A 23,615-nucleotide genomic window follows, 5' to 3' on the forward strand; every position below is an offset into this window, starting at 1 on the left:
TAAAAAGAACATTGATTTTATGACCACTTTGTATGATAAAATAACTATTAAATCCCATGAATTTTATATTGGAAATGATTTAAACTTATACCATGTTGTACTAATAAAACCTATACCTGAAACAACAGGTAGTATATTAAAAATACCTAACAAATCGTTGGTTTTAGTTATAAAACAGAAACAAAAATGAGAAAAGATTTATCTGACTGACAGAAACAGAGATTTAAGTATAAAATATGTTGATATTGAAGATAATATTATTAAATTGTTGTTTAAATATAATACCTATTGATGTATATTGTCGTTTGAATTTATAATAAACAAATTTATTACATTATATAGAATAAATAAATCTTTGGAAACGAATCTATCAGAAATTAATACCAAACCCATCCTAATTGATATCTTAAACTTATAATATACATGATAATAGTTATTTATTTACAAAAAGTGAAATGTTTAAATTATACAAATTAAGTTATATTTAATTTAATGATTAAGAAACGAATAAATCATACTATAACACATTTGAAACGCAGGAAGATGAACTTAGTGGTATTTAAAAGTATTTATAATTGTAACTTATGGAATCATTTATTAATTAGTAAGAGAAACGACAAAACATGTTTATTGAAAATAGTAAACCAAAATTGTTACATTGATAGTTTGAAGTTAAAAATTATGAACAAAGGAACCTCATTGTGATGATAAGGGAATTTGCCGGAAAATATTTTGTTTCTCTTATTCAATGGACGAGCCAATTAATGAGTGATTCAGAATTCAAAACAATCAGACTTCTTAATGGGGTGTATTTACAACTTCACAGTTACATGTTGAGGGTTGCGATACCGTGTGGTGTATTAAATGCTACCCAATTATATGCATTGTCAATAGCAAGTCAAAAATATGATAGATGATATTTTCATGTTACTACCAGACAAAGTGTTCAATTTAACTGAATACAATTGAGAGATACACCTCAGATAATGAATGCGTTAACAAAAGTTGGACTTTGAAGTGCTCATACTGCAGGTAATTGTGTTAGACAAATAACATGTAATCCAAAACATGGAATCGGTCTTGATGAACAAACAGATATAACAGATTTAATGACTGAACTCTATAATCAATTTATGTTAAACGAAAGATTAATAGATTTACCCAAGAAAGTTAAGATAAGTGTTAGAGGTAACATTACAGATAACAATGCAGGAGCTTTCAATGACATTGGTCTAAGACTAATGGATAAAAGGATATATATAACTGTCGGAGGTGGATTAGGAAAAGAACCAAAGGTAGGTATTAAGTTCATAAGTTTAGAAAAGGAATATGTTTCTAGTTGGATTGCCACTCTTCTTGAAGTATATAGAATATTTGGTATAAATAAACAACGTCCGGTTAGGATAAAACATTTAGTCGCAGAAGTAGGAAAGGCTGAATTAATTAAGTTAACACATGGATTTAGAAGAATAAAAACAGCAACACCTTCGAAATGTCCTCAAGACATCAGAGTTAGACACATCGATACAATAGAATGAGACAATTCCAAAGAATTTGAAACATGATTTAATACCTGAACGTTCCCAAACAAACAACCGAACTTTAGACATGTAGAACTCAGCTGTAATTCAGGAATAGGTGCTCCAGGAGATGTATTGGCTGGTGAGGTTGATGTTATATGTAAGATGGTTCAACTTTACTGCTTAAATGAGATAAGATTAACACAATCACAAACGTTGTTACTTCCATATGTTTGTATTGTAAATATGAAAAAGGTATTCCAAGTATGTAAAAGGTTTATACCAAACAATATAGCATGTTGTCCAGGTTTAGATTATTGTACAAAGGCTAATACTAGATCTATATTTTTAGCAAAGAAATTATCAACATTAAAAACAAATCTTAAAATTCGAATATCCGGTTGTCAAAACTCATGTAGTCAACACCAATTGTTTGATATTGGTATTGTCGGAGTTAATAAATCAGGTAGAGAATATTATCAAATTCTAGTTGGTGGTGATGGACCAAACGGAGTATTAGCTCGTGTGTTGTGTAAGGCTGTACCAGCATTTAAAGTTATAGGAATTGTAAGATGATTAGATAAACTTATAAAGAAACTTAAAAAAGATAGATTTGAAAAAACATACCAATGTTTAGCTAGAAACAAAATCAAGTTACCTAAAAAACTACAGTTATAACTAATGTTATTTGAACTATTTGTTGTTAATAACCAATCTTCTTATAATATAAAAAATGAATAATAAGTTCGAACTATCAAACGAATATGCTTTGGTTAGGGTATTATCTGTTAAACATTATACCAACACTTTGTTTAGCTTTGAAACTGCAAGACCAAACAAATTAAGATTTAAACCCGGTGAGTTTATAATGATAGGATTGATAATTAGAGGTGAATTAATATTCAGAGCTTATTCAATATGTAGTCCAACATGGAGTAGTACTTTGAAATTTTATTCTACAAAAGTACCGAACGGACTCTTTACTACCTTTTTACACAAAATAACAACAAAAACTTCAATTATTATTAAAACAAAACCAACAGGTACTTTGGTTCTAGAAGCTTTGAAACCAGGTAAACGTTTGTTTTTACTTTGTACAGGTACAGGAATAGCACCATTCATTAGTATATTATTTAATCATGAGACTTATATCAGATACAACGAGGTAATAGTAGTTTTAACATGCAGATATTCACGGGAATTACAATTCTTCAACAACGAGATTAAACAGATGACAAAACAATCCTATATTAAACCATTTGCAAGGAATAAACTAAGATTTTATTTAAGTGTAACTCAAGAACCATACCCATACACTGGTAGAATAACATGGTTGATGAGATCAGGAACAATTATAGCTGATTTAATGACATACACTTTTAACAAGATGGACAGATTTATGATTTGTGGATCACAAAAAATGATATTTGATGTAACAAATTTATTAAAAATACTGGGATACATCGAAGGTGCAACCAACAACCCACAGGATTTTGTATATGAAACAGCATATATTAATCAATTTAGAGGTAATAATTAGAACCGAATCTTTGATTAATTGATTAAAAAATATAAATATTTTAATTGTAGATCGAAACGTCATTATAAATCATGTGTTATACAAAGAAAATAGAATAAATTCATAATATGACTCTTAATAATTCAGATAATACCTTAGCAAATATATATATTATGACCAGCATAACAGAATGTTGGGGTTTGTTCATGTTTTTAGTTGTATTACAACAATTTATCTAAATATAACAAAGAATAATGGGAATTAAAAAGGTATACTCTTCAATAACAGAGGTTGTTGGTAATACCCCGATAGTAAGATTAAAGAAAATAGAAGAAAAGTATAATATTAAAACACAACTTTATGCTAAGTTGGAATATTTAAATCCTTTTGGTTCTGTTAAAGATAGAATTGCCGAAGCTTTGGTTGAAGATGCTTGAAAACGAAATAACTACAACAAAGACACAATTATAGTTGAAGCAAGTTCCGGTAATACTGGTATCAGTATTGCTGCTGTTGCCGCCCGTAAGGGCCTAAAATGTTTGATAGTGGTTCCAGAAAGTATCTCAGATGAACGAACAAACATGTTAGATTTATTAGGTGCCAACATTGTATTCGTATCAGAAGGAATAGAAGAAGCTATTAGAACAGCTAAAGAATTTACAGATCAAGTTAAAAATGCAATAATGACATGTCAATTTGAAAATAAGATTAATGTTAACATCCATAAGAAAACAACGGCAAAAGAGATAACAAAATCTATAAAGAACATAGATTATTTCGTTTCTGGTGTTGGAACAGGAGGTACTATCACGGGTGTTGGAGAAGTATTAAAGAAAAAAAATCCAAATACTTCAATTGTTGCTGTTGAACCTTGAAAAGCATCTGTTCTATCAGGAAAACAAGTTAAATCTCATGGAATTCAAGGTATAGGTGTTGGTTTTCTTCCAAAGATTTTAAATATAAAACTTATTGACTACATCTTTAGAGCAAAAGACCACGAAGCAATTGAATATGCCAGAATCATGGCAAAAACAGAAGGAATAGCAGTAGGTTTGTCTTCGGGAGCAGCAATATGTGCTGGAATAAAGTTAGGTGAAGTTATTAATAACCCTTTTAAAAAAATATTAATAATGGTTCCATCGTCTGCGGAAAGATATATGTCAACCGAATTATTTGATAACAAATCTCAGCCATTATCTGAGTTAGTAGAATTATTTGGTCATCCAGAATCAGATACAATCAACAACTTAGATGATCAACAAAAAATTGAACAACAGGATCCTGTTTTATAACTGATTTAATAGCATTTAAGTTCTAATTTTTTAATATCAAATAATCTTTAGATAATATAATATTAGGTTTGTTATCCTCAATATCTCTATATTTCATTAGATTTATTTCTATATTTTTGTAATTGAATCGCCAGCTAAACGTAAGACACTTAAAACTATATTAATAAATATCACGATGATATCGTTGGTTTAAGAAATATAATTCTTAGATATTAGATAGAATCTTATTAATCTATTCTAAAGATAACATTCATAGCCAACGTTCGATATTTTTAACAACCAAATATCCAAACAAATCTCTATATTACTATTAATTTATAAATATAATAATCTACTCAACCTGTTATTTCCTTAATTTTAATCATTATAACAAAAAAACAACAACAAATAAACTCATTTTATATAGGTTTCATCCATTTACTTGGATTTTGTTACCTGTTTTATTGAAACCATCAACATCGAATGTAGTGATAAAGGAATCGAACCTTTGTCCTCTTCGGTGAAAACGAAACATTCTGCCACTAAGCCATATTACCCACAACAATTACCTACAGCTATAATATCTTAAGATAATTAAATATATTATACTAATATAAACATGAATTATGAAATATAAATAAAAACCAAAAGATAATTATAAATTCTCAAAAATATTTAACAAAACTTGATTAGAATTAATATAAATGAAATGTTATTACTCTGTGTTGTAAATTACAATTTATAAAGGTTGTTAATTGAACAGATGTATGTTGCATAAGATAATCAATATATTAATTTTAATACCAACATTTCTATTAGTGATAAATATTAATCAAGTTACATATTTGACATAAAAAACCCATATAAATACATATACTTATATCAAACCATTGTTATTAATAATAATAATATATAAAAGATATATATAATCTATTCTTCTATGATAATTAAACTGTTTTTATCAATTTTTGACAGAGCTAAGCTTATTTTGTTGGTAACAGGTTCGTAATCACAGATCCGAACACTAATTCTTCGTCCACATGACAGTTTAAATCAACTTGGAATGTTACCAAGTGATCTTATTGAATAATTTAATTCACCATATAAACCTTGTGGTAACGATACTACAACCGAATTACTCTTAATCTTAGATATTAATCCTCATATTGATCTACCTTCGTTTGTTTTTACAAAATTAAAACATTTGGTTCCTTCTAAGTCTAAATTTAAACATATTTTCTTTTCAAGGATGTTAATGGTACTTGGTATCAGCTTCACAACGTTGTGGTAATTAATATCGGTTTCAAACTGGAGTTTGTTTGTATTTCTTATACTGATAATTGAATTCAATACACATTTATTACTACTTTTTAACAATTTTATATTAAAACAAAAGTTGTTAATACCTAAGACAACACCCAAAATTGGAACATTATAACCAGTATAACCAGATCCACATCATTTCAATAACAAGATGTCTTTAATTTCTGATTTACCATCGTATTTCGTTAATATTAAGTTACCAATAACAACATTCCATAATAATCTCAACATTCCATATCATTCTATGCCACATAAATCAATAACACCATCCTTTCATCCTAAATCAACATATATTTTGGTATCCGTAATCTTATTAACAATTCCTCAAATCAGATCTCCCTTATCAAACATTATATCCGTGTCTATATTTTGTTCAATACTCATTTTTCGATTATTATTTGGTTGTTTTAATGTAATAAAGTTGTTTTCTCTATCTATTTTATCAATTTTATACCTATCAAACCTATTTAACTGTACATTGATGTCTTTATCTGTTGAATTAAGAGGTAACAAAGCCAACAAACCAAACACTTTTACCATGTATCCTTCAATAACGTTGGCTATAACCTGTCCAGAGATTAATAAGTTATCATTATATGCCTGTTGTAACATGGTTCAAGATTCTTCGATGCCTAATCCCCTTCTAGAAACTAATGTTTCTCCGTTGTTTGAATCGAATTCTTCAATACGTATATCTATTTGTTGGTTAGTTCCAAATGAATCATAGTTCCATATGTCACTTTTATAAAGTCTAACATCAGATCTAAAACCAATATCTATTATCATGAATTCGTTGTTTTTTCTAATTATATTACCTCTTACAACCCTACCTTTGATTAAATTTTTAGCTAATTCCACCTTACAAATGTTATTTGTTAACTTAATACAACTTACCATTTTTTTACCTTTGTATATATATTTTATAATAAAAACCGTTAGAACGGAGATAATAAACTGTTGATTTATATTCTGATAAAAAACCCAACGCCCAAATGATTTATTGAGAGGTAAAGTTAAGTGATATTGGTATTCATTTATAAAAGTGGTTATTTTGTTGTAATAACACGTTTAATTTAAACAAACGCGTTAAACTAGTTATACCGAAAGTAGAGTCATTAGATTATTGGTATTTGATTATAAATACTCCTCTAAAATCAAGTATTATTATAATTTCTATTCAAAGAATCAACATTATTTTGTTGTTAACGAAAACATCAGAATTTAAAGTAGATTAGATATTGTTCACTGATCATAACTCAAATGTTATATTATATTGAAATAGATGAGCTAATAGATAAATATGTTATCTGATAAATGATAATTTAAATAACAACACAGACATAAATTGATTTATTACTTAATTGATATTAATTTAATGAACAACGACCAAAAGAAGTAACCAGAGCTTTGGTATTGGAGGTCGAACGTTGTAACAGTTGTTGTTTATCTTCAAAAACCTATAATAAATTCTAAATATTGAAGTAAATTTAAACTTATAAATAATATTGATGTAAATAAGGGACAAAAACTATAAGATATATTGATATAAATTTATTTTTTTTTGAACATCTTCGTTTTCCGAATGACCAAGAATGGTATATTAAGTATCTGTTTTAATATGTGATATGTTAAAAATGAGTGATAATCTTTACGTTTGTAAATAACTTTAAGAGTAATAAGAAGAACGGGAGATGTTGGTTTTTGTAAAATTTTCTGATAGATTTTTATTATTAACATATAAATTAAAATTAGTTTAAGATTAAGATTAGATTTTTTTAAATTAAAAAATCATCAATGTACTATATAAGAATATAATGGATTTACATAAAAATAATACTCCTATGCATTAAATAATACATTTAATCTAAAAATAAACTATGCAATCAAAAATATATAAAATTATTATTAATCTTAATATATAATTGAAAATTGTAATATTAAATGTTATATAATAATTATAATATATATATATATATAATAATTTATTGATTATAACAAATTAATTCAATTAATTCAATATATAATAATTAATAGCTAATATAAAAACAATGTATTTTTTAGCTAAAATTTATAATAAATATAACAAAAAAAACATTCGATTAGTGTTGGTTTTTATAATGATAAATTAAATTAACTACATTGTAGTACAAGACATTATTAGAAAACATAATAATAATTTATGATAATATATTATAATTTACAAACAGCAAGAGGATATTGAACTATAATTAAATAATTTGTAATATAAATGTCTAATTAATAAGAAAAAACTAACCATCATTTAATATATATATATATTTTCTGACTTATCATTAAAATTATGTTTATAACATTCAAAATATATTGAATCTTGAGATGAATAAAATTATAATACTTCATCAATTAGATTATAAAACCATCTAATTAACTTAATAATATATCTGTGACTATTACGGGTTTTTTTGATTGATATTCATATTTTCTTTAAAAATAAGAGATTTATGAGAATATATATGTTAGATACTATAAATATATATAGTGTTATATTTCACTCATACTTCTTTTGATTGAGTAACTTATTTAAATAAATTAATGATTCGACATATAACTTCCATAAGATTTTATTGATAATAATAGTGTTAATAGTATTCAATCTAATATAAGTATTAAAACAACATCCATAAGAAATATCTAATTATAACATAGAATATCGAAATTATTATGTTTTGTTAATGTTAAGTTTTTTAAATGGCATGTATTGCCAATCTCCATGAAACATTTTATTAATTATTATGTTGGTTTTATTACCGATAACAGGTTTTAATAAAAATATGATGTAAGCGGTAATATGCGAATATATATATAGTTTATGTCTAACGTTTTTATTACATCACAATTTATAATTAGAAATTTTGTTATTAATTAATGCCAATTGTTCCATCAACATATTTAATATCATATTTAATTTAAATAAGATTAAATATCTCTTAATTATTACTTCAAAACGTTTAGCATACAAGTATAACAATCAATCGCTTACTGTAATTCGTTTAATCTTAGATCCATGTAATTTTATCAATTTTGATAAGCGTTTAGTCAGATTCCCGAGGTTCTTAATTAGATCTGATTCTGTTTTATTAATATCTAAATTATTCATTTCAATATCCCTAGAAAAACTTCTAGAACACAATAAATAACATATTAAATATCTTGGTAATTTCTCTAAATTGTAATTTCTTCCATTTAAACTCTTAGATAATTTCACTTCTTTGTATCTTAAATGTTGATGTTGATATATATATTGTGGTAAATTTATATTAAAAACTAACAACAAAACAACATAATATGTTAAATGAAATCAAATTATATCTTTTCCAACTATATGGATCTTATTTGTTTGTCATGAATTCGAATAAGCAAACAATGCATCAATTCAAACTCATAATGTATAATAAGTAGAATTAAGATTCAGTTTAATACCATAACTTAACAGTTTTCTTCTAGAAATACAAATATTCTTAGTATTAACTAATGTTTTGAACAACGTTGAGACTTTTATATTGGGTGTTCTTATTTTATTTGCTCTATAAATGGCAATTATTTTGTTTTTTATTGAATTATAATTTATAAATATACTATCTTCTTCAAGTCATTCTACTGGTTGGTTGTTGGTAACGAACATGTTATTATATGAAAATTTAACAACGTTGTAACTACAAAAAACTTCACTTATAGGTAAATACCAACCACAGTAGTACATTTTATAAATTAATTTCTTTATCCTTTTAATTAAGGAGAATTTATAACATATATTTCTTATATGCCGTTTCTGTGATGTAGATATTCAATCATTTATCATAATTTTCAATCTTGAAACATTTGCAAGTAGCTTATTAGAGTTAAGATTACTTATTTTAGTTGGAAAACTATTTACGGTTATTGCAGTGTTTTTAAATTTTGTTCCATGATCATCAGATCCAATTATCAATCGTGCTTTGTATCATAAACTGAGATATTTTTTAAATACATCGGCAATTATTAGTTCATACAAATGTCCTATGTGCGGTGAATTATTTGTGTAAGTAAGAGCAATATAAATGTTAAAGATTTTATTCATTGTTTACTATAGTCTTTCCTAATGTTTCCAATATTAAATTATAAACCTCTATAACCTTATAAATAACAACATGATTATTTTAGAATTTTTATATTTATGTTTAGTTAATTGATTATTTTGATGTACTCGTTTTCGATAGACTAAACATTTGAATTTATTATTATCTTACAAATTTTATATTTAACATATTTCTAACATCGATATTAGTAGCCTTATGTGTATAAATTTCAATTATCATGTTAGTTACTGCTTGTTAAAACGAAAAACCACAATTAATACAGGATTTATTAATATACAAGTCATATCTCTTTATTAATTAACTATAATTTCGAACACATCAAAAGTTGTTAGTAAAATTTAGTATATAAGCATGTCGTATCTCAATGTTCTTATTGAGATGAAATTTATTGTTTATAAACATTTTGTTAGTAATTAATATTAATCTTTTATCTTATCTAAAACCAATAATTACCATCTTCAGTTCTATTACTGTTCATCTTGCTTTCAAAAAGACCAATAATATATTTTTCTGATGGTATTCTTATGATAAACAACAGTTGTTTTTTATTTTAATCAAACATTTACTACTTTTTTATATATATTTTAAAATAAACCTTTTAATTTACGATTAATAACATGTTTGATAACAACAAAGATTTGCTAATCCGTTCATTCTTATGGATTTTTAGAGAATAATACTATAGATGTTTGTTAAATCGTGATATAAATTATTAAATTTTAATATCTGTTGAATTTATAGATGTTGTTAACAGTTATTTCGTTGTTTTAAATCTTTATATAAATATAGGAGATTAAACATTGGTTTTTTTGTTATTAAATATAATTTCATGGTATTAATATTATCATGTTTACTTTTCTTTAAATAGGTATAAAACATAATTAGGTTCAAAATCTTATCAGATCTGTTGTTAATTATTTGTTTGTACAAATTCGAATTATACATAACAGTATCGATGTATATAAGATTTAATTGAGAAATAATACTTAAGCATTTGTCTTATCTACAAATGTGATTAATCTATAACTATTGTCATACAAAATTTAATTGTTTCTAATAATTTTGTTTTAAAAATAAATGTAAAACCATTTGAATCTCTTGATTTAATCAATATTTAATTGAAATTTTTTGATATCTAACTTAATATTGTTATAGTTTTATCTCTAATAATAATAAATACTAGTTTATTTTACAATTTAGTACAACAAAATAATCAGAATAATCCATAAACGGTGTATATTTTATAAAAAAAATTGAAGAATTGATCTGGAAACAATTACTCCGAACATTAGTTGTTAAATAATACCTATATTAATACAGAACATAAACATAATTTAATTAAATCAGGAATAAATTTTTAATAAAACATTGGATATGATGGTTAATAATCCGACTTTATTGAAAACAACGACAAACAGGGTATCGATAGTAAATATAACTGTTGTAGTGGGATAAATATGGAGAAATATTAATAAGACTTATAGCTTAATGGTAGAGCATGCGGCTCATGACCGTTTAGTTGGTGTGGGTTCAAGTCCCTCTAAGTCTATGGATAATATGGACATCTTCGTTGACAACGAAAACACATAGATGATTTGGGGGTAAACGTTGGTGATGGAAACAAAATGTAGATGTTTTCAGATTATTATAGATATAATATATGGAATTCTGATAGTGGAATTGAATATGTTAGAAATAGGAAACAAAGTAGTTGTGGATATAATTGATCAACATTTTGATATGGATTAAAACAACCAGATGGGGTGTATATGTTTTTTTTGGTTAACGGAAAAGGATATATGTTTAAATGTTTGACCTAACAGATGATTTAACTTGATTTTGATGTGTTGTTGTTGAATAAAGTTAATAATTAATGTTACCTGTTATGATTGTAGGTTTAGAATAAAGGATGGAAAATGATTGGGGTATGATTAAATGAAGTAGGGACTGGACGTTGGTTCGTTTTAATATGAAGAGATATATCAGTATGGGGATAGGATATAACGATTGAAGTAACATGGTGGCTGGAAACATTAAAATAAAACATATGTTAATAAAGTTAGTGTTTGGAGAACAGGATTGTTGATGTTATGTTTTAAATGTTATTATGTAGTTCCGAATTGGGTTATAATGGCATGGTGATTGTTGGCTTGGACGTTGTTAGCTGAAGAAATGATGTCATCAACCGTTCATAAATTTTCATTTGATGTTAAACAACATTTATAGAAGAAATAAACATGATAAGGTTGGTATAGTTGATGATAATTCATTTAACTAATGGTTTGATGGTATTAAAATTGATGTAAACACACCACCATCATTCCGTCTTTACACCTTATCAGTTTAGTGTATCCACCAATGGTGGATCTTTGTTTTAGAGGCCAAATATCCTATTAACATAACAAATCTTTGACCACATTTCAACTTGGATCCTAATAATCTTGATAGTTCCTTTAGTAATTTATCTATCTTGATGGTTTTAACTCTATTTAATATCCTTTCAATGTTAGTTTTAATAACTTTTAATCTTTCTTTAGTAGAAAACAACCTACCTGTCATGATAAAACATCTTGTTGAGTTTATAACTTAATGTTTCGATAACTTTATCATTAACTTTAACTTATTTTTTAACAATTCATTGATACTATCCAAGTTTTTAATTCAAATTTAAACAACATCCGAAGATTACTTCAACAACATCCACTGATCTGTTGGTTTCAATGATTAATTCTGTTCCTTCTTATGAACATATATTGAATTCATATTTTATTATCTTAAATGACACTTGTTTAATTGGATTAAAATCAACATCTAAGGGTCAAACACCCATGGAACACGAATTATATCTACCTTAAACTTCTGAGCTGACAAATATCCTTTCCTACAACAAACAACAAGTTCACATCTAAACTTGAATCCTATTCTTAAATTTTATATACTGATTACGGTTAAATATTAATACTCCATCAGAAAGATGATGTCACTTGCAAGAACCTCACCCCTCCTAGAAGTATTTATTACTACTCTAAATACATTTCTTCCATCTTAACACATGAATTCTAATTGCTTGACGTTGTTAACTACTTCAATAACATTTTCTTTTATTTCATTTATCTTATCAACCTCATTATACACACCATCAATATTGATTCCAATCACTACATATCTTATAACATTAGCCATTAATACCTTCCTTAATGTGTTTCCTATGGTTTGAACCATAGTTCTTATCATTTAGTATTATACCTAATTAAAACTTATTATATCCGTAAGATATTAATTTAATTTGTTGTAACATTACATCATCCGAACCTTCTAAGGTTTACAATCCATTATAGGATCTTATTAATGAAATATCTAATAGAAGTTATGATTTAAGATCAGGATTATAGAACTTATAATACAACATCTTGATTCGATTTAACACTTCCATTTCTATTTAAAATGTTACAGTATCTATTACTATTAGCATTTTGTTGTTTTCTTATCAGTATCGTATCTATTAGTTACTTAAATAATAAAATGGTAACAACTCCCACTTTCCTTTAAATCTTCAATTCATTTATAAACACCACAATACCAACATCTTTTTTTCTATCAGAATAACTATATACTACCATTGGTATTTGTTATCTTTATACGTAATATTTCTATTTAATTCCTCATAAAACATATCAAGCTTATTATAATCTCATATACTTCTGTTTTTGGTCGTTTGATTCTATCCGTTACCTTTAATAATTAACAAATTAAACCCTTAATGTTTATACCCTACTATCGTTAGTAGCTAATATATTCAAGTTATCTACATCAGATGGAATTTTATACTTCAAGATGGTTAATTAATATAATTGATGTTTCTATGAAATAAATGATCTTTGGTACTGTTTTAAACTAACCAACGTTCATGCCAAAATTCATTAGGTTAACAGATAGTAAGTTTAATATAGAATAACATAGATGTCTATCAAGATTACATTAGGTGTATAGAAACAACGAAGATATTTCTGTCTTATAGTATTGTTTATATTTTATTTGATTACACCAGACAGGATACAACGTTCGAGAGATTAATTTTACCTCCAAGATTTGTTATTTTAAGTATAGCATTATCAGAAGCCAGATCACATTCCAACATCAATCCAGTGACAGTTATCTCACCATCTAATAATTTAACATAACAGAGGTCACTTATACCAAACATATCTCTTAAATTTTTAATAGAACACTTATAATTACTTGATAACCTGTTGTTCAACAGACTTAAACTTATAGTTTTGGTAATATAACCACCACTGTTGTTTCTACATTTAAATCCGTATTCTAATATCTTTTTTTTGTTAACTGGATGTTGTTTTTTTTGTTTAGAACTATACCTCTTACCACCTGATCTACATTTCTGACCTTTATGTCCTCTGCCACATGTCTTTCCTTTGGAACAACCATGACCTCGTCCTACTCTTCGTGATTCCTTCATGAAACCTGAATTCAATGAGTTTAACAACACCATTCTTCTTTAATTAGACCATAAACTTAATACTTTTAATGTGTTAAATGTTTACTTTGATAACATTATGTTGATTTCTTTATCTAATGACGGAACACTAACATTTAATTACCAAAAAATATACAATAGGGTCCAACGTTGTAACGCTATCTGTTTTATTCTTACAATGTTGTGGTCATTTTACATTAACACATCAATATTTTTTCTACTTATATCACATTGATATTAGAGATAAGATCCTTGTTCCTTCCGAGAGGAACCTTTAACATGTTATTCAAACAAAATGATCAGAATTTTATAACAACATCCTGTTTCTTCGTTTGTTTTATCGTTATTCGAAACCAGCACTACCATAAATATCTCCAATAACACCCAATATCCAAGATCTATGTTCTCTGTTTTCTTTAAACACCCTTATATACCTTTTTTTGTTACCATTTATTATATCTCCCATATAATAAGACTTCAAACATCCGAACGATCACTAAAAACAATAACATTGGTACGTTTCTTCATTGGTTTTCACCAACAAAATTAGGAAACGTATTCACCACCAAAACTTTTTTCAATATACATTCATCTATAACATAAATCTGATGTGTTAAGTACGTTTACAACGTGTACATCTCTTCCTTTAGAGTTATTTGTATACCTTAGATGAAACATCAATGACTAAACAATACCATGATGTCTTTATAATTAGATTTCTAATTGATTTTGTTCATCAGATCATAATTTCTATTATTAGGTTTTCTTAACATTGATGGCATTATTGGGTTCATGGACGTTTGACCCCATCCTATTATCTTCTAACAACGTTCGATCAACTACTTCTTATCCATGTTGGTTATCACTGTTATCACTAACAACGTTTATAACCTTTATAATATGGTTAATTTCTTAACAATCCATTGAAGTTAAGACTTATATCCGAGCTTATACTTTGAACTTATTACATTTATTAACGATCGGATGTTGGACCGAACGTTGGTTTATTTAATTAAAATAAAATTATATAACAGGATCAGAGTTCAAACGTTCACAGATTATTGGAAATACTTCGATGTTTTATAATTTATTCCTTCATAATTATCTATCTAATATGTTAAATACCTTTGAAATTATTTGTAAACTTTGGTAAATGTTTTACTAAATCATGGTAACAGATTACAACACAATTATGTTTAATAAATACACGGTTGTTTAATATAATACTCCCGAATGATCCAAACATTCGAACGTTGGAACCATGTAAATGGAGTTTTATATCTTTTGGAATAGCATATAGTAGTAATTCTTTGGATAAAGTTACAACCACTTTCTTTCTAGTATAAGTTGGTCTAAGTTTATTTAATACCATCATTTTTGTTGTTACTAACAGAGTATCAATCTGATGTTTTATCTCCGATGTTCACTACTTCCAATATATTCTTGATTTAAGATTTTTGATGTTTAGAATCATATTTTTGTTGTTCATGTTGTTATTTCTATTATATGGTTAATATCTATTGGTATATTAAATGGATAAATGTTGCTGCCGTAATGTCTAGGCTACAACCGAACCTATGTAATTTAGATGTTAGTGATGAATTTGATTTGAATTTGGGTTATAGAGGTTGTAATTGAACCATTTCTTGTTACAGATCATTGATTCTAATATGTATTTACATGTATGCTATTAGATTTATCGAGATTACTTCGTTGTTCTTTATAACAATAGTTGGATTACCTGTTTGTTTTATTACTTTTTTGAAATAATTAGAAGAAAAACTTGATAATATCCTTGAGATCTATCAACAATAATGTGTTTACTTCTTATATTAACTGAACTTACGTATTTTTGGTAAGTAAATCAATGATTCTGGTAGTAATAGATTCACTGTTTTGTTGCAAAAAACGAAGGGTTACAACGTTGTTTTGTTGGTTTAACATTTGTTAGTAATTTTTATATCATATTTTGTTTGTTTTAGTTATTTGGTGTACTGGTATTAGATGTTAACGAAGTTTAATCCGATTTCTTTTAACAACATAACAACATGGGTTTGTGCTAACGCACTGATACAAATAGTGATATTAAATCCTGTTTGGCCAACGTTCTCACATGACAATGTCTCCGAAAACATCGATCAATCTTGTATTCCAAACGAGATGTTGTAATTCTTATCAAAAGATGATGGATTAAACCCCTTGAAATCTTTTATTTTATGATTGGTACTATATATTAATTTATCTAAGAAATTGTATAGTTTCTTCGAACGTAATGTTACCTTGAATCCGATTACCTGGTGTTTCTTAACTTTAAATCCAGATATTGCTGATTTAGCTTTAATTAAAACTGGTTTCAATCCAGTAATCAAATGAATAACGGATGTTACAACCTTGTTGGAGGTTTTATTGGTTTTGTTGTTAATACCACCAGATAAGATGATTTTTTTAATCTTAGGTAACATATGTATATTCTTTATACCAAAAGTATGTTTTAGATTTAATTTAGATATTAGACATCTATTAAAACTAGAAAACATTTGGTTCGATTAAATAGGTTTTAAGTTGTTGTTAGTTAACAACGGTCAGTACTTTTAAACAAATGAATACTAAAATAGCCGATAATCTTGACTATACCTATTTGGTATATGCCTGTTTTGTTACATGAATTTATTTCTTATTTTTTACTATTATATTAACAACTAACTTATGGTTTATTTTTTAAATTATTGGTTAAAACAACATTATTGATCAATGAAGACATGTCTTGGTTAATAGTTTTCAATTCTCTACAACACAGATCTAAATGTTATGGTATCTATAGGTTCTATCCTATCACTATAAAATTATTACTGGATTTTATCAAACATTTATATATCTCAATGTTGATATTAAATGGTCTAATACACCCGATTATCAAAGTGTTAACAACACTACCATTAGTTTAATTTTAGATCTATGGGTATACAATAATTGCCGAAGTCTTTATTAGTTCTTCATATTTTTGTTCAAACGTTTGGTTGTTTAAATCTGTTATTTTAATACATCTAATAAATTTTATTCCAAAATTATCTACAAATCTTTACAACTGATCCGATTAAAATCATTATGTCATACTTACAATGAACCAAGGTTTATTCTTGGAAATTGGAGAAACAACTCTTAATTAAAACCTTTGTACTAATTCTAAATCTATTATCTTTATCTGATACTTGAATATTTTTTGTGTTTGTTACTACTTTTTATATTTCTCGGATCGTTTTTGTTGTGTTTGATAACCAATTACCATTTTATTCCCATTAATATCTCTTAAATAATAGTTCCAATTAGCATGTTGGTCCCATGGTTCTACATCCACGATCCACATCAATCGTTGAACTTATAATTAACGGATCTAAGACCAACATTTATAGACCTCCTTTGAAGGAGGATGGATTACAGATAATATCCTATTAGGTTTTATTCTAAAGCACAAAATCCAAAGATCTCTATACCTCTTTTATCTCCCTGTTTGTTGTTAGTGGTTTAAATATATCACTATTGTTAATAAAATACCATGAAACATTTCTTATCAACACCCATATAACCGTTTTCCAAGCAGTTAATACTATCAGATCTAATAGATTCAATTTATACACATGTTGTTTTAATTATTTTGTTTCTGTTTCATGAATTCAACATCCAATGAGATAACCGGTTCAAGACTTCGAGTCTTTATCTTTAAATTATCCATGTTTGTTGTAACATCTTTATTTGAAATTATTAACATATACTCAGACTTTAATACTACAGATACCATAGTTTGTTCGAACATTTACGTTAGTATAAAGTATATTAGCAGAGAACGTTTGCAATGGCATTTTTCCTTCTATATGTCATACTGTTTGAGCAACATCTGTTCTGTTTATTCTTCCAGAATATCTTACTTTTAATCCAGCTATGCTGGTTCCGACTAAAGATTTAGATATTTGTTTAACATTTGCCATAATCGTTATGTCACTTGTTTCATTTATTAACTTGTTGGCTATAACTAACGGATGGTAAGCAGGATTATCTATTTGTTTAACAAATACTTTAATATCCGATCAAAATAATTTCTTAAGCATAATGTTTAAATCGTTTACATGATGTTTTATCGCATATAGAAAAGATGTAGTATCATCGGTCTCTAGAATTATTCTATAGAAATATTTTTCCTGTTTTACACTTATTCTTATCAAACCATGTTTCTTATAACGATTTATCAAGTATGTTTTTAATTTATAACTTATACTTAGATATTCAGAATAATCTTTAGACATAAAGAATACCGAATCTTCTCAATTAGATGTTAATGACAACCGGATACCTATAGGATTAGCTTTTTTACCCAATTATATTAACATTAACACTAACATTGGTTCCTATATTCTTGATCTTTAATATTCTACCTCTTGAACCATATCTAAGTTTAGTTTTTATATATCTTCTACCGATATTAAATCTATTAAGTATTATAAATCTAAAGTCCGAAATCTTCGAACCCACATCGTTGTGTATATGTTTTAAAAATTTAATTAACAACACAGCCATCTTCTTTTTTCTTAACCATCTCAACTTATTAATGACATTACATATGTCACCTCTCAATATGTATTTCAGCTCATGGAGTTTCTTTGGACTATAACTAATGTTGTTAAACAAGTAAGTAATACTAACCACTATGTATACATATTTTTTTTGTAAACGAGAATTCACCTAATTTATGTCCAACCATGGAGGTTGTAATTTTAATTTTATTAAACATCATTCCATTATGTACTTCAAACGTTCTGCCAATGAATTCTGGAGTTATATATGTACTTCTGTTTCAAGTTTTAATATTAACTTCACGATAACATTTCTTTAATAGCTTGATTGAAACAAACGGTGGTTTCCATATTGATCTTGACATTAATTACTACATCAACCTTTGATAAGTTATTTTAATGCTTTGTTGTTGTTTTTCCTCCTTTCGATAACTTACCTCAAGGTGAAACGGGATGTCTTCCTCCACTAGTTTTTCCTTCACCTCCACCCATAGGATGGTCTATGGGATTCATTGCCACTCCTCTTACGCTTGGTCGTTTTCCAAGCCAACGAGATCTTCCAGCCTTACCAATCGTTTTGCTAAAGTGATTCTTATTCGATATTATTCCAACGGTTGCAGTACATTTTTTATTTAATAATCTTTTTATACCTGAATTAAGTTTTATTAATACTTTATCTTGGAATTTTGCTAAAATTTGACAACAACAACCTGCTGATCTTGATAAATTTCCACCTGATTTAGGATATAGTTCCACATTACTAATCTTGGTACCAAGAGGCAGATTACCTAAGCTCGATGCTGATCCCAATCTACATTCGTTGCTTATACCACAACTGTTTTTGATCCAATCGTTTGTTTTTAGACCATCTACGGCAATAATATACTTCAAAGATCCCATTTCTGTTTTTACCAAAGCAATGTTGGCACTCCTGTTAGGGTCATGTTCTATTCTTAAAACTAATAACTTCCCATTGGTATTTCTTTTGTAATCGATTATTCGAAATGCCCTCTTACATCTCCCGCCTCTATGTCTTACAGTAATCCTTCCAGTGTTGTTTCTACCTGATGATTCACATATTTTTTTTGTTAATGTTTTGATAGACCTGTTTTTATATATTTCGGAACATTTAAATTGTATTAATCCTCGTCGTCCTGGTGATGTTGGTTTAATTATTCTGTAATCTGTTGTCATCTCGATTCTAAATTGTTACAAGGCTTAAATTCGTTGCTGTATCTATTAATAATATATGTTTTGTTTTAATTAATAAAAAAATATCTAATTACGTTAAATGTATACAACAAAATCCAATCTTTAGTGGTATAAATAATATGTTTATCTTCATCAGAAGTATGTATCAACAACCTCGATCCAACTAAATTCTTAACATTAGTTAATTTATTTATCAATAACAATTTATAATCTCTAATCTTCTCAACCAATACATTTCTAATAGTAATGTCCGTATATCGTTTGTTGGTTTTAGATCTTTTGGTCTCTATTCTTTGATGGTATTGTAGTTATATCTCCCTTTGAATTGTGATACTGATTAGTTTAATGTTCTCGCAACGCCCATACCCTTGTTGTTTGTACGTTTTGTTGTTACTATATCCTGAATCTGATCTTTTTTTAAAATATATGAAACAATATTGTTTATTCTATTCTCTTCTTACAACGTTGGGAACAACATTCGATTCTTGAACAGAACAGTTACATATTCGTTTGTGTAGGTATAAGATATAATTAATTCTATTTCGGGATAGATCTATAAATTTATAATTCTACATGTTACATTTATTCAATAACAATTAATCTTGATTGATTTTAAACTAATATAAACGTTCCCCACTCTACCAACCATTTTTTTTCTAAGTTCTGCCAGAATTCTACTCTAAATTAATTACTACCAACGACCTATGGGTAAAAGACATACCATACGATGCATTTAGTCTTGAAAAACCATAACGTTTGATCACACCTGTAAATTTTCTATTTTTTTTTCTGATGTTAATAGTTGAATTTATATTTAAGTTTTTAATATTCAACACTGAACCAAATCTATTTGAGATTTTAATTAAACATGGAACATTTTTTAAAAACAACAATATCTTGGAAATCTTTATAACCATTCTACCTTATTATATCTTAATTTAATAAAATTTAGACCTCTGATACAACGACACATGCCAAAATATTCAATGATTGTTGCCATATTACTATTAATTGACCTCATGTTAGGCTTTACAGACATTAATTTCATTTAGAGTTAATATAATTCTTCGATGTACCTTCGATTATGTTGATTCCAATATAAATACCTTGTGGTATTGAGATCTTAATTAGTCTAGAAAATATTTCATTGAAGTCACCTGTTATTGTCAACATTTTGGAATATGTTCTTATCTCAAATTGATCTCTACTCTTTTTATCTATGTGTGGAGAACTGTTGATTGTAAATCTTTTGATTTTTGTTGGAAGACTTACGATTCCTGTTACTTTTGTTGTGGTTCTAATTCTGAATATAAGAAGTAGGTTCTCAATATATGATGATAATGTTGGTAAGTTGAATGATTTAGATCTTATATTAAAAACCAAATCTATCTCATGAGTCTTGTAACTATTCCAGCACCAACGGTTTTACCTCCTTCTCTAACAGCAAAATGTAATCCTTCTTCTAATGCTACAGGATATATTAATTCAATTGATATTGTTGCATTATCTCCAGGCATTATCATTTCAACACCTTTATCAAGATGAATTGTTCCAGTTACATCTGTAGTTCTGAAATAAAACTGAGGTTTATATCTGTTTAATATTGGGGTATGTCTACCACCCTCTTCTTTCTTTAATGCATAAATTTCAGCTAAAAATACAGAGTATGAACATAAAGATTTAGGTTTACATAAAACCCTACCTCTTTCAATAATATTCTTATCAATACCTCTAAGTAAAATTCCAACGTTGTCACCTGCCTCCCCTTGAATTAAAGTCTTTCTAAACATCTCGATACCAACACATGTTGTTTTAATCGTTTGTTTGATGCCAACTACTTCTACATCATCTCCTATTTTAATTAATCCTCGTTCTATTCGTCCTGTTGCAACTGTTCCTCTTCCCAGAATTGAAAATACATCTTCAATTGGCATTAGAAATGGTTTATCTCTTTCACGTTTTGGTGTTGGTATATGTTTATCAATTATTTCAATTAATAGTTTTATTGCATCACATCATTCACCTTTTGTTTCTTTTAGAGCCATTAATGCCGATCCTCTAACAATTGGTATTTGTTTTCCGGGATAATTATAAGAAGAAAGTAACTCTCTAAGTTCTAATTCAACAAGTTCTATTAAATCCAAATCATCTATTAAATCAATCTTATTTAAGAAAACAACAATAGCAGGTACACCTATTTGCTTGGCTAATAATATATGTTCTCTTGTTTGAGGCATTGGTCCATCGTATGCTGAACAAACTAATATGGCTCCATCCATTTGAGCCGTTCCTGTTATCATATTTTTGATGTAATCAGAATGACCTGGACAATCAACATGAGCATAATGTCTTGTTTTAGACTCATATTCAACATGGGCGGTTGATATAGTTATTCCACGAGCTTTTTCTTCAGGAGATGAATCTATTTCTTCGTATGGTTTATAATTTCCAAAGAATTTAGTAATTGCTGCAGTTAACGTTGTTTTACCATGATCGACATGACCTATTGTTCCGATATTTATATGTTGTTTGTTGCGGTTAAATGTTGGTTTTAACAGGTTTTCTTATTTGTTTTGCCTCGCACAGCTATTAAATTTTATTTAAAATATATATTCCAGTTTCTTTTGTTAAGATTTAGGGGTAGCCTGTGTATTTGATATCATTTACCAATTATATTTGGCGGTTATTAATTTATTTTTAAGTTAACAGATGTTAATTTGTAACATGTCTACCCTTTTTTGTTTCTAAATCATTTATAACATTCTCCGATATAGATATCAGGAGTAAATATTTCAACTTTTATAATTAGTTTAAAAATAAATCCTCTTATTCCTTGAATAGTTTGATCTCAAACATCGTTTATTAACTATTTCATAATATTTATATAGAAGAACTAATATCATGATGTTACCCTCTATAATAGCTACTGTTAATCTTATAATAGGATATTTGAGTGTTTGGTTTTTATAATTGCTGGTTCTGGTTTTAATTTTTCTTAATTACTTTAATGTATTCTTTGAAATGGAGTTGCCAATTGTTTTTTTAAACTTAAATATCATTGCTGTATGTAGTTTCGAACAATATTTTGATGTTAATAAATTGACATTAACCTCCATATTTGTTTCGTTAGTATTTTCTTTACCACATTAATTTAATAATATTTTTCTAAATGCAACTATAGGAATTTGTTCGGTTTTAACAACCGGTTATGTTCTTTTATAATTCTATACAATTATTATGTCTAAATATAGTTTTTCCATTCCTGATAATATTATTTATCTTGGTTCTTTGTTGTCCTTAAAGTTTAATATTGAATCTTCTAAGCTGTACTTGTATAATGTGTTAATTAATTTCTCCCGAACATGGTCAGTATCAGATTCAAGTATAACATAGATAACAGGTGTTGGAAATTTAATAGTAAACAACGATATTGGCTAATGTTGTATCGCATAGCGTATCATCGGTTATTGAGTTTTTAATACTACAAATAAAAATAATATATCCAAAGTTTATATGGTTTTATCCTGTTATAAGGTTGGCATACAATTTCAACAGTTTGGTTATCTTCTGTTCAGAAGTATTTCTAACGTTGTAG

General features: G+C 27.1%; 19 protein-coding genes and 1 tRNA gene. 6 read left to right on the forward strand and 14 right to left on the reverse strand.

Going from position 1 to position 23,615, the window contains the following annotated elements; translation table 4 throughout:
- From MAGTDC_RS02760 to MAGTDC_RS02775, 4 genes are all read left to right on the forward strand, one after another.
- Nucleotides 1–418: hypothetical protein (locus MAGTDC_RS02760; protein ID WP_278046957.1), on the forward strand; the 418-nt coding region annotated here is incomplete at its 5' end.
- Between the two features lie 286 nt (nucleotides 419–704).
- Nucleotides 705–2,198, forward strand: coding sequence for a nitrite/sulfite reductase (locus tag MAGTDC_RS02765; RefSeq protein ID WP_146656947.1), 1,494 nt, complete (start codon nucleotides 705–707; stop codon nucleotides 2,196–2,198).
- 55 nt (nucleotides 2,199–2,253) lie between these two features.
- Nucleotides 2,254–3,060 carry a ferredoxin--NADP reductase gene (locus MAGTDC_RS02770; protein ID WP_146656948.1) on the forward strand — a complete coding sequence of 269 codons (807 nt, stop codon included), beginning with the start codon at nucleotides 2,254–2,256 and terminating at the stop codon, nucleotides 3,058–3,060.
- A gap of 233 nt (nucleotides 3,061–3,293) precedes the next feature.
- On the forward strand, nucleotides 3,294–4,331 hold the full coding sequence (locus tag MAGTDC_RS02775) for a PLP-dependent cysteine synthase family protein (RefSeq protein ID WP_146656949.1): 1,038 nt from the start codon (nucleotides 3,294–3,296) through the stop codon (nucleotides 4,329–4,331).
- Nucleotides 4,332–5,240: 909 nt separating this feature from the next.
- On the opposite strand, the gene MAGTDC_RS02785 is transcribed toward MAGTDC_RS02775, so the two are convergent.
- Nucleotides 5,241–6,530: a hypothetical protein gene (locus MAGTDC_RS02785; protein ID WP_146656950.1), complete on the reverse strand. Its 1,290-nt coding sequence runs from the start codon at nucleotides 6,528–6,530 to the stop codon at nucleotides 5,241–5,243.
- 1,801 nt (nucleotides 6,531–8,331) lie between these two features.
- Nucleotides 8,332–9,729 (reverse strand): class I tRNA ligase family protein, encoded by a 1,398-nt coding sequence (locus tag MAGTDC_RS02790; protein ID WP_146656951.1) that lies wholly within the window; start codon nucleotides 9,727–9,729, stop codon nucleotides 8,332–8,334.
- A gap of 1,493 nt (nucleotides 9,730–11,222) precedes the next feature.
- Between MAGTDC_RS02790 and MAGTDC_RS02795 the strand changes: the two genes are divergently transcribed.
- Nucleotides 11,223–11,297 (forward strand) — tRNA-Ile (locus MAGTDC_RS02795).
- Nucleotides 11,298–11,657: 360 nt separating this feature from the next.
- Nucleotides 11,658–11,861, forward strand: a complete 204-nt coding sequence (locus tag MAGTDC_RS02800) for a hypothetical protein (RefSeq protein ID WP_146656952.1) — start codon at nucleotides 11,658–11,660, stop codon at nucleotides 11,859–11,861.
- A gap of 230 nt (nucleotides 11,862–12,091) precedes the next feature.
- Here MAGTDC_RS02800 and MAGTDC_RS02805 read toward each other — a convergent pair whose 3' ends face one another.
- The 12 genes from MAGTDC_RS02805 to tuf all read right to left on the reverse strand — a co-directional run bounded on the left by MAGTDC_RS02805 (nucleotide 12,092) and on the right by tuf (nucleotide 22,578).
- Complete coding sequence (locus MAGTDC_RS02805; RefSeq protein WP_192573143.1) at nucleotides 12,092–12,307, reverse strand: hypothetical protein; 216 nt, start codon at nucleotides 12,305–12,307, stop codon at nucleotides 12,092–12,094.
- A 486-nt stretch (nucleotides 12,308–12,793) separates the two neighbouring features.
- Nucleotides 12,794–12,970: a hypothetical protein gene (locus tag MAGTDC_RS02810; RefSeq protein ID WP_192573144.1), complete on the reverse strand. Its 177-nt coding sequence runs from the start codon at nucleotides 12,968–12,970 to the stop codon at nucleotides 12,794–12,796.
- 817 nt (nucleotides 12,971–13,787) lie between these two features.
- Entirely contained in the window at nucleotides 13,788–14,255 is a 468-nt protein-coding gene (locus MAGTDC_RS02815; protein WP_192573145.1) for an uL15 family ribosomal protein, read from the reverse strand.
- Between the two features lie 1,105 nt (nucleotides 14,256–15,360).
- On the reverse strand, nucleotides 15,361–15,618 hold the full coding sequence (locus MAGTDC_RS02820) for a hypothetical protein (protein WP_146656956.1): 258 nt from the start codon (nucleotides 15,616–15,618) through the stop codon (nucleotides 15,361–15,363).
- Nucleotides 15,619–16,243: 625 nt separating this feature from the next.
- Nucleotides 16,244–16,780, reverse strand: a complete 537-nt coding sequence (rplE, locus tag MAGTDC_RS02825) for a 50S ribosomal protein L5 (RefSeq protein ID WP_146656957.1) — start codon at nucleotides 16,778–16,780, stop codon at nucleotides 16,244–16,246.
- Nucleotides 16,781–17,728: 948 nt separating this feature from the next.
- Nucleotides 17,729–17,878: a hypothetical protein gene (locus tag MAGTDC_RS04850; RefSeq protein ID WP_192573146.1), complete on the reverse strand. Its 150-nt coding sequence runs from the start codon at nucleotides 17,876–17,878 to the stop codon at nucleotides 17,729–17,731.
- Nucleotides 17,879–17,989: 111 nt separating this feature from the next.
- Nucleotides 17,990–18,613, reverse strand: coding sequence for a 30S ribosomal protein S3 (gene rpsC, locus MAGTDC_RS02830; RefSeq protein ID WP_192573147.1), 624 nt, complete (start codon nucleotides 18,611–18,613; stop codon nucleotides 17,990–17,992).
- The gene (locus MAGTDC_RS02835; RefSeq protein ID WP_192573148.1) at nucleotides 18,606–18,941 is read right to left on the reverse strand and encodes a hypothetical protein; all 336 of its coding nucleotides are present in this window, start codon (nucleotides 18,939–18,941) and stop codon (nucleotides 18,606–18,608) included. The genes rpsC and MAGTDC_RS02835 overlap by 8 nt, the downstream gene beginning before the upstream one ends.
- Complete coding sequence (rpsS, locus tag MAGTDC_RS02840; protein ID WP_146656960.1) at nucleotides 18,934–19,173, reverse strand: 30S ribosomal protein S19; 240 nt, start codon at nucleotides 19,171–19,173, stop codon at nucleotides 18,934–18,936. Before rpsS ends, MAGTDC_RS02835 begins: the two co-directional genes overlap by 8 nt.
- 31 nt (nucleotides 19,174–19,204) lie before the next feature.
- Nucleotides 19,205–20,002, reverse strand: coding sequence for a 50S ribosomal protein L2 (gene rplB / locus MAGTDC_RS02845; RefSeq protein WP_146656961.1), 798 nt, complete (start codon nucleotides 20,000–20,002; stop codon nucleotides 19,205–19,207).
- Between the two features lie 1,056 nt (nucleotides 20,003–21,058).
- A complete protein-coding gene (locus tag MAGTDC_RS02855) occupies nucleotides 21,059–21,403 on the reverse strand; it encodes an uS10/mL48 family ribosomal protein (RefSeq protein WP_278046958.1) in 345 nt (114 codons plus the stop codon).
- Nucleotides 21,404–21,405: 2 nt separating this feature from the next.
- Entirely contained in the window at nucleotides 21,406–22,578 is a 1,173-nt protein-coding gene (tuf, locus tag MAGTDC_RS02860) for an elongation factor Tu (RefSeq protein WP_146656963.1), read from the reverse strand.
- Nucleotides 22,579–23,615 lie beyond the last annotated feature (1,037 nt).

This window comes from Candidatus Hodgkinia cicadicola, from assembly GCF_002774925.1.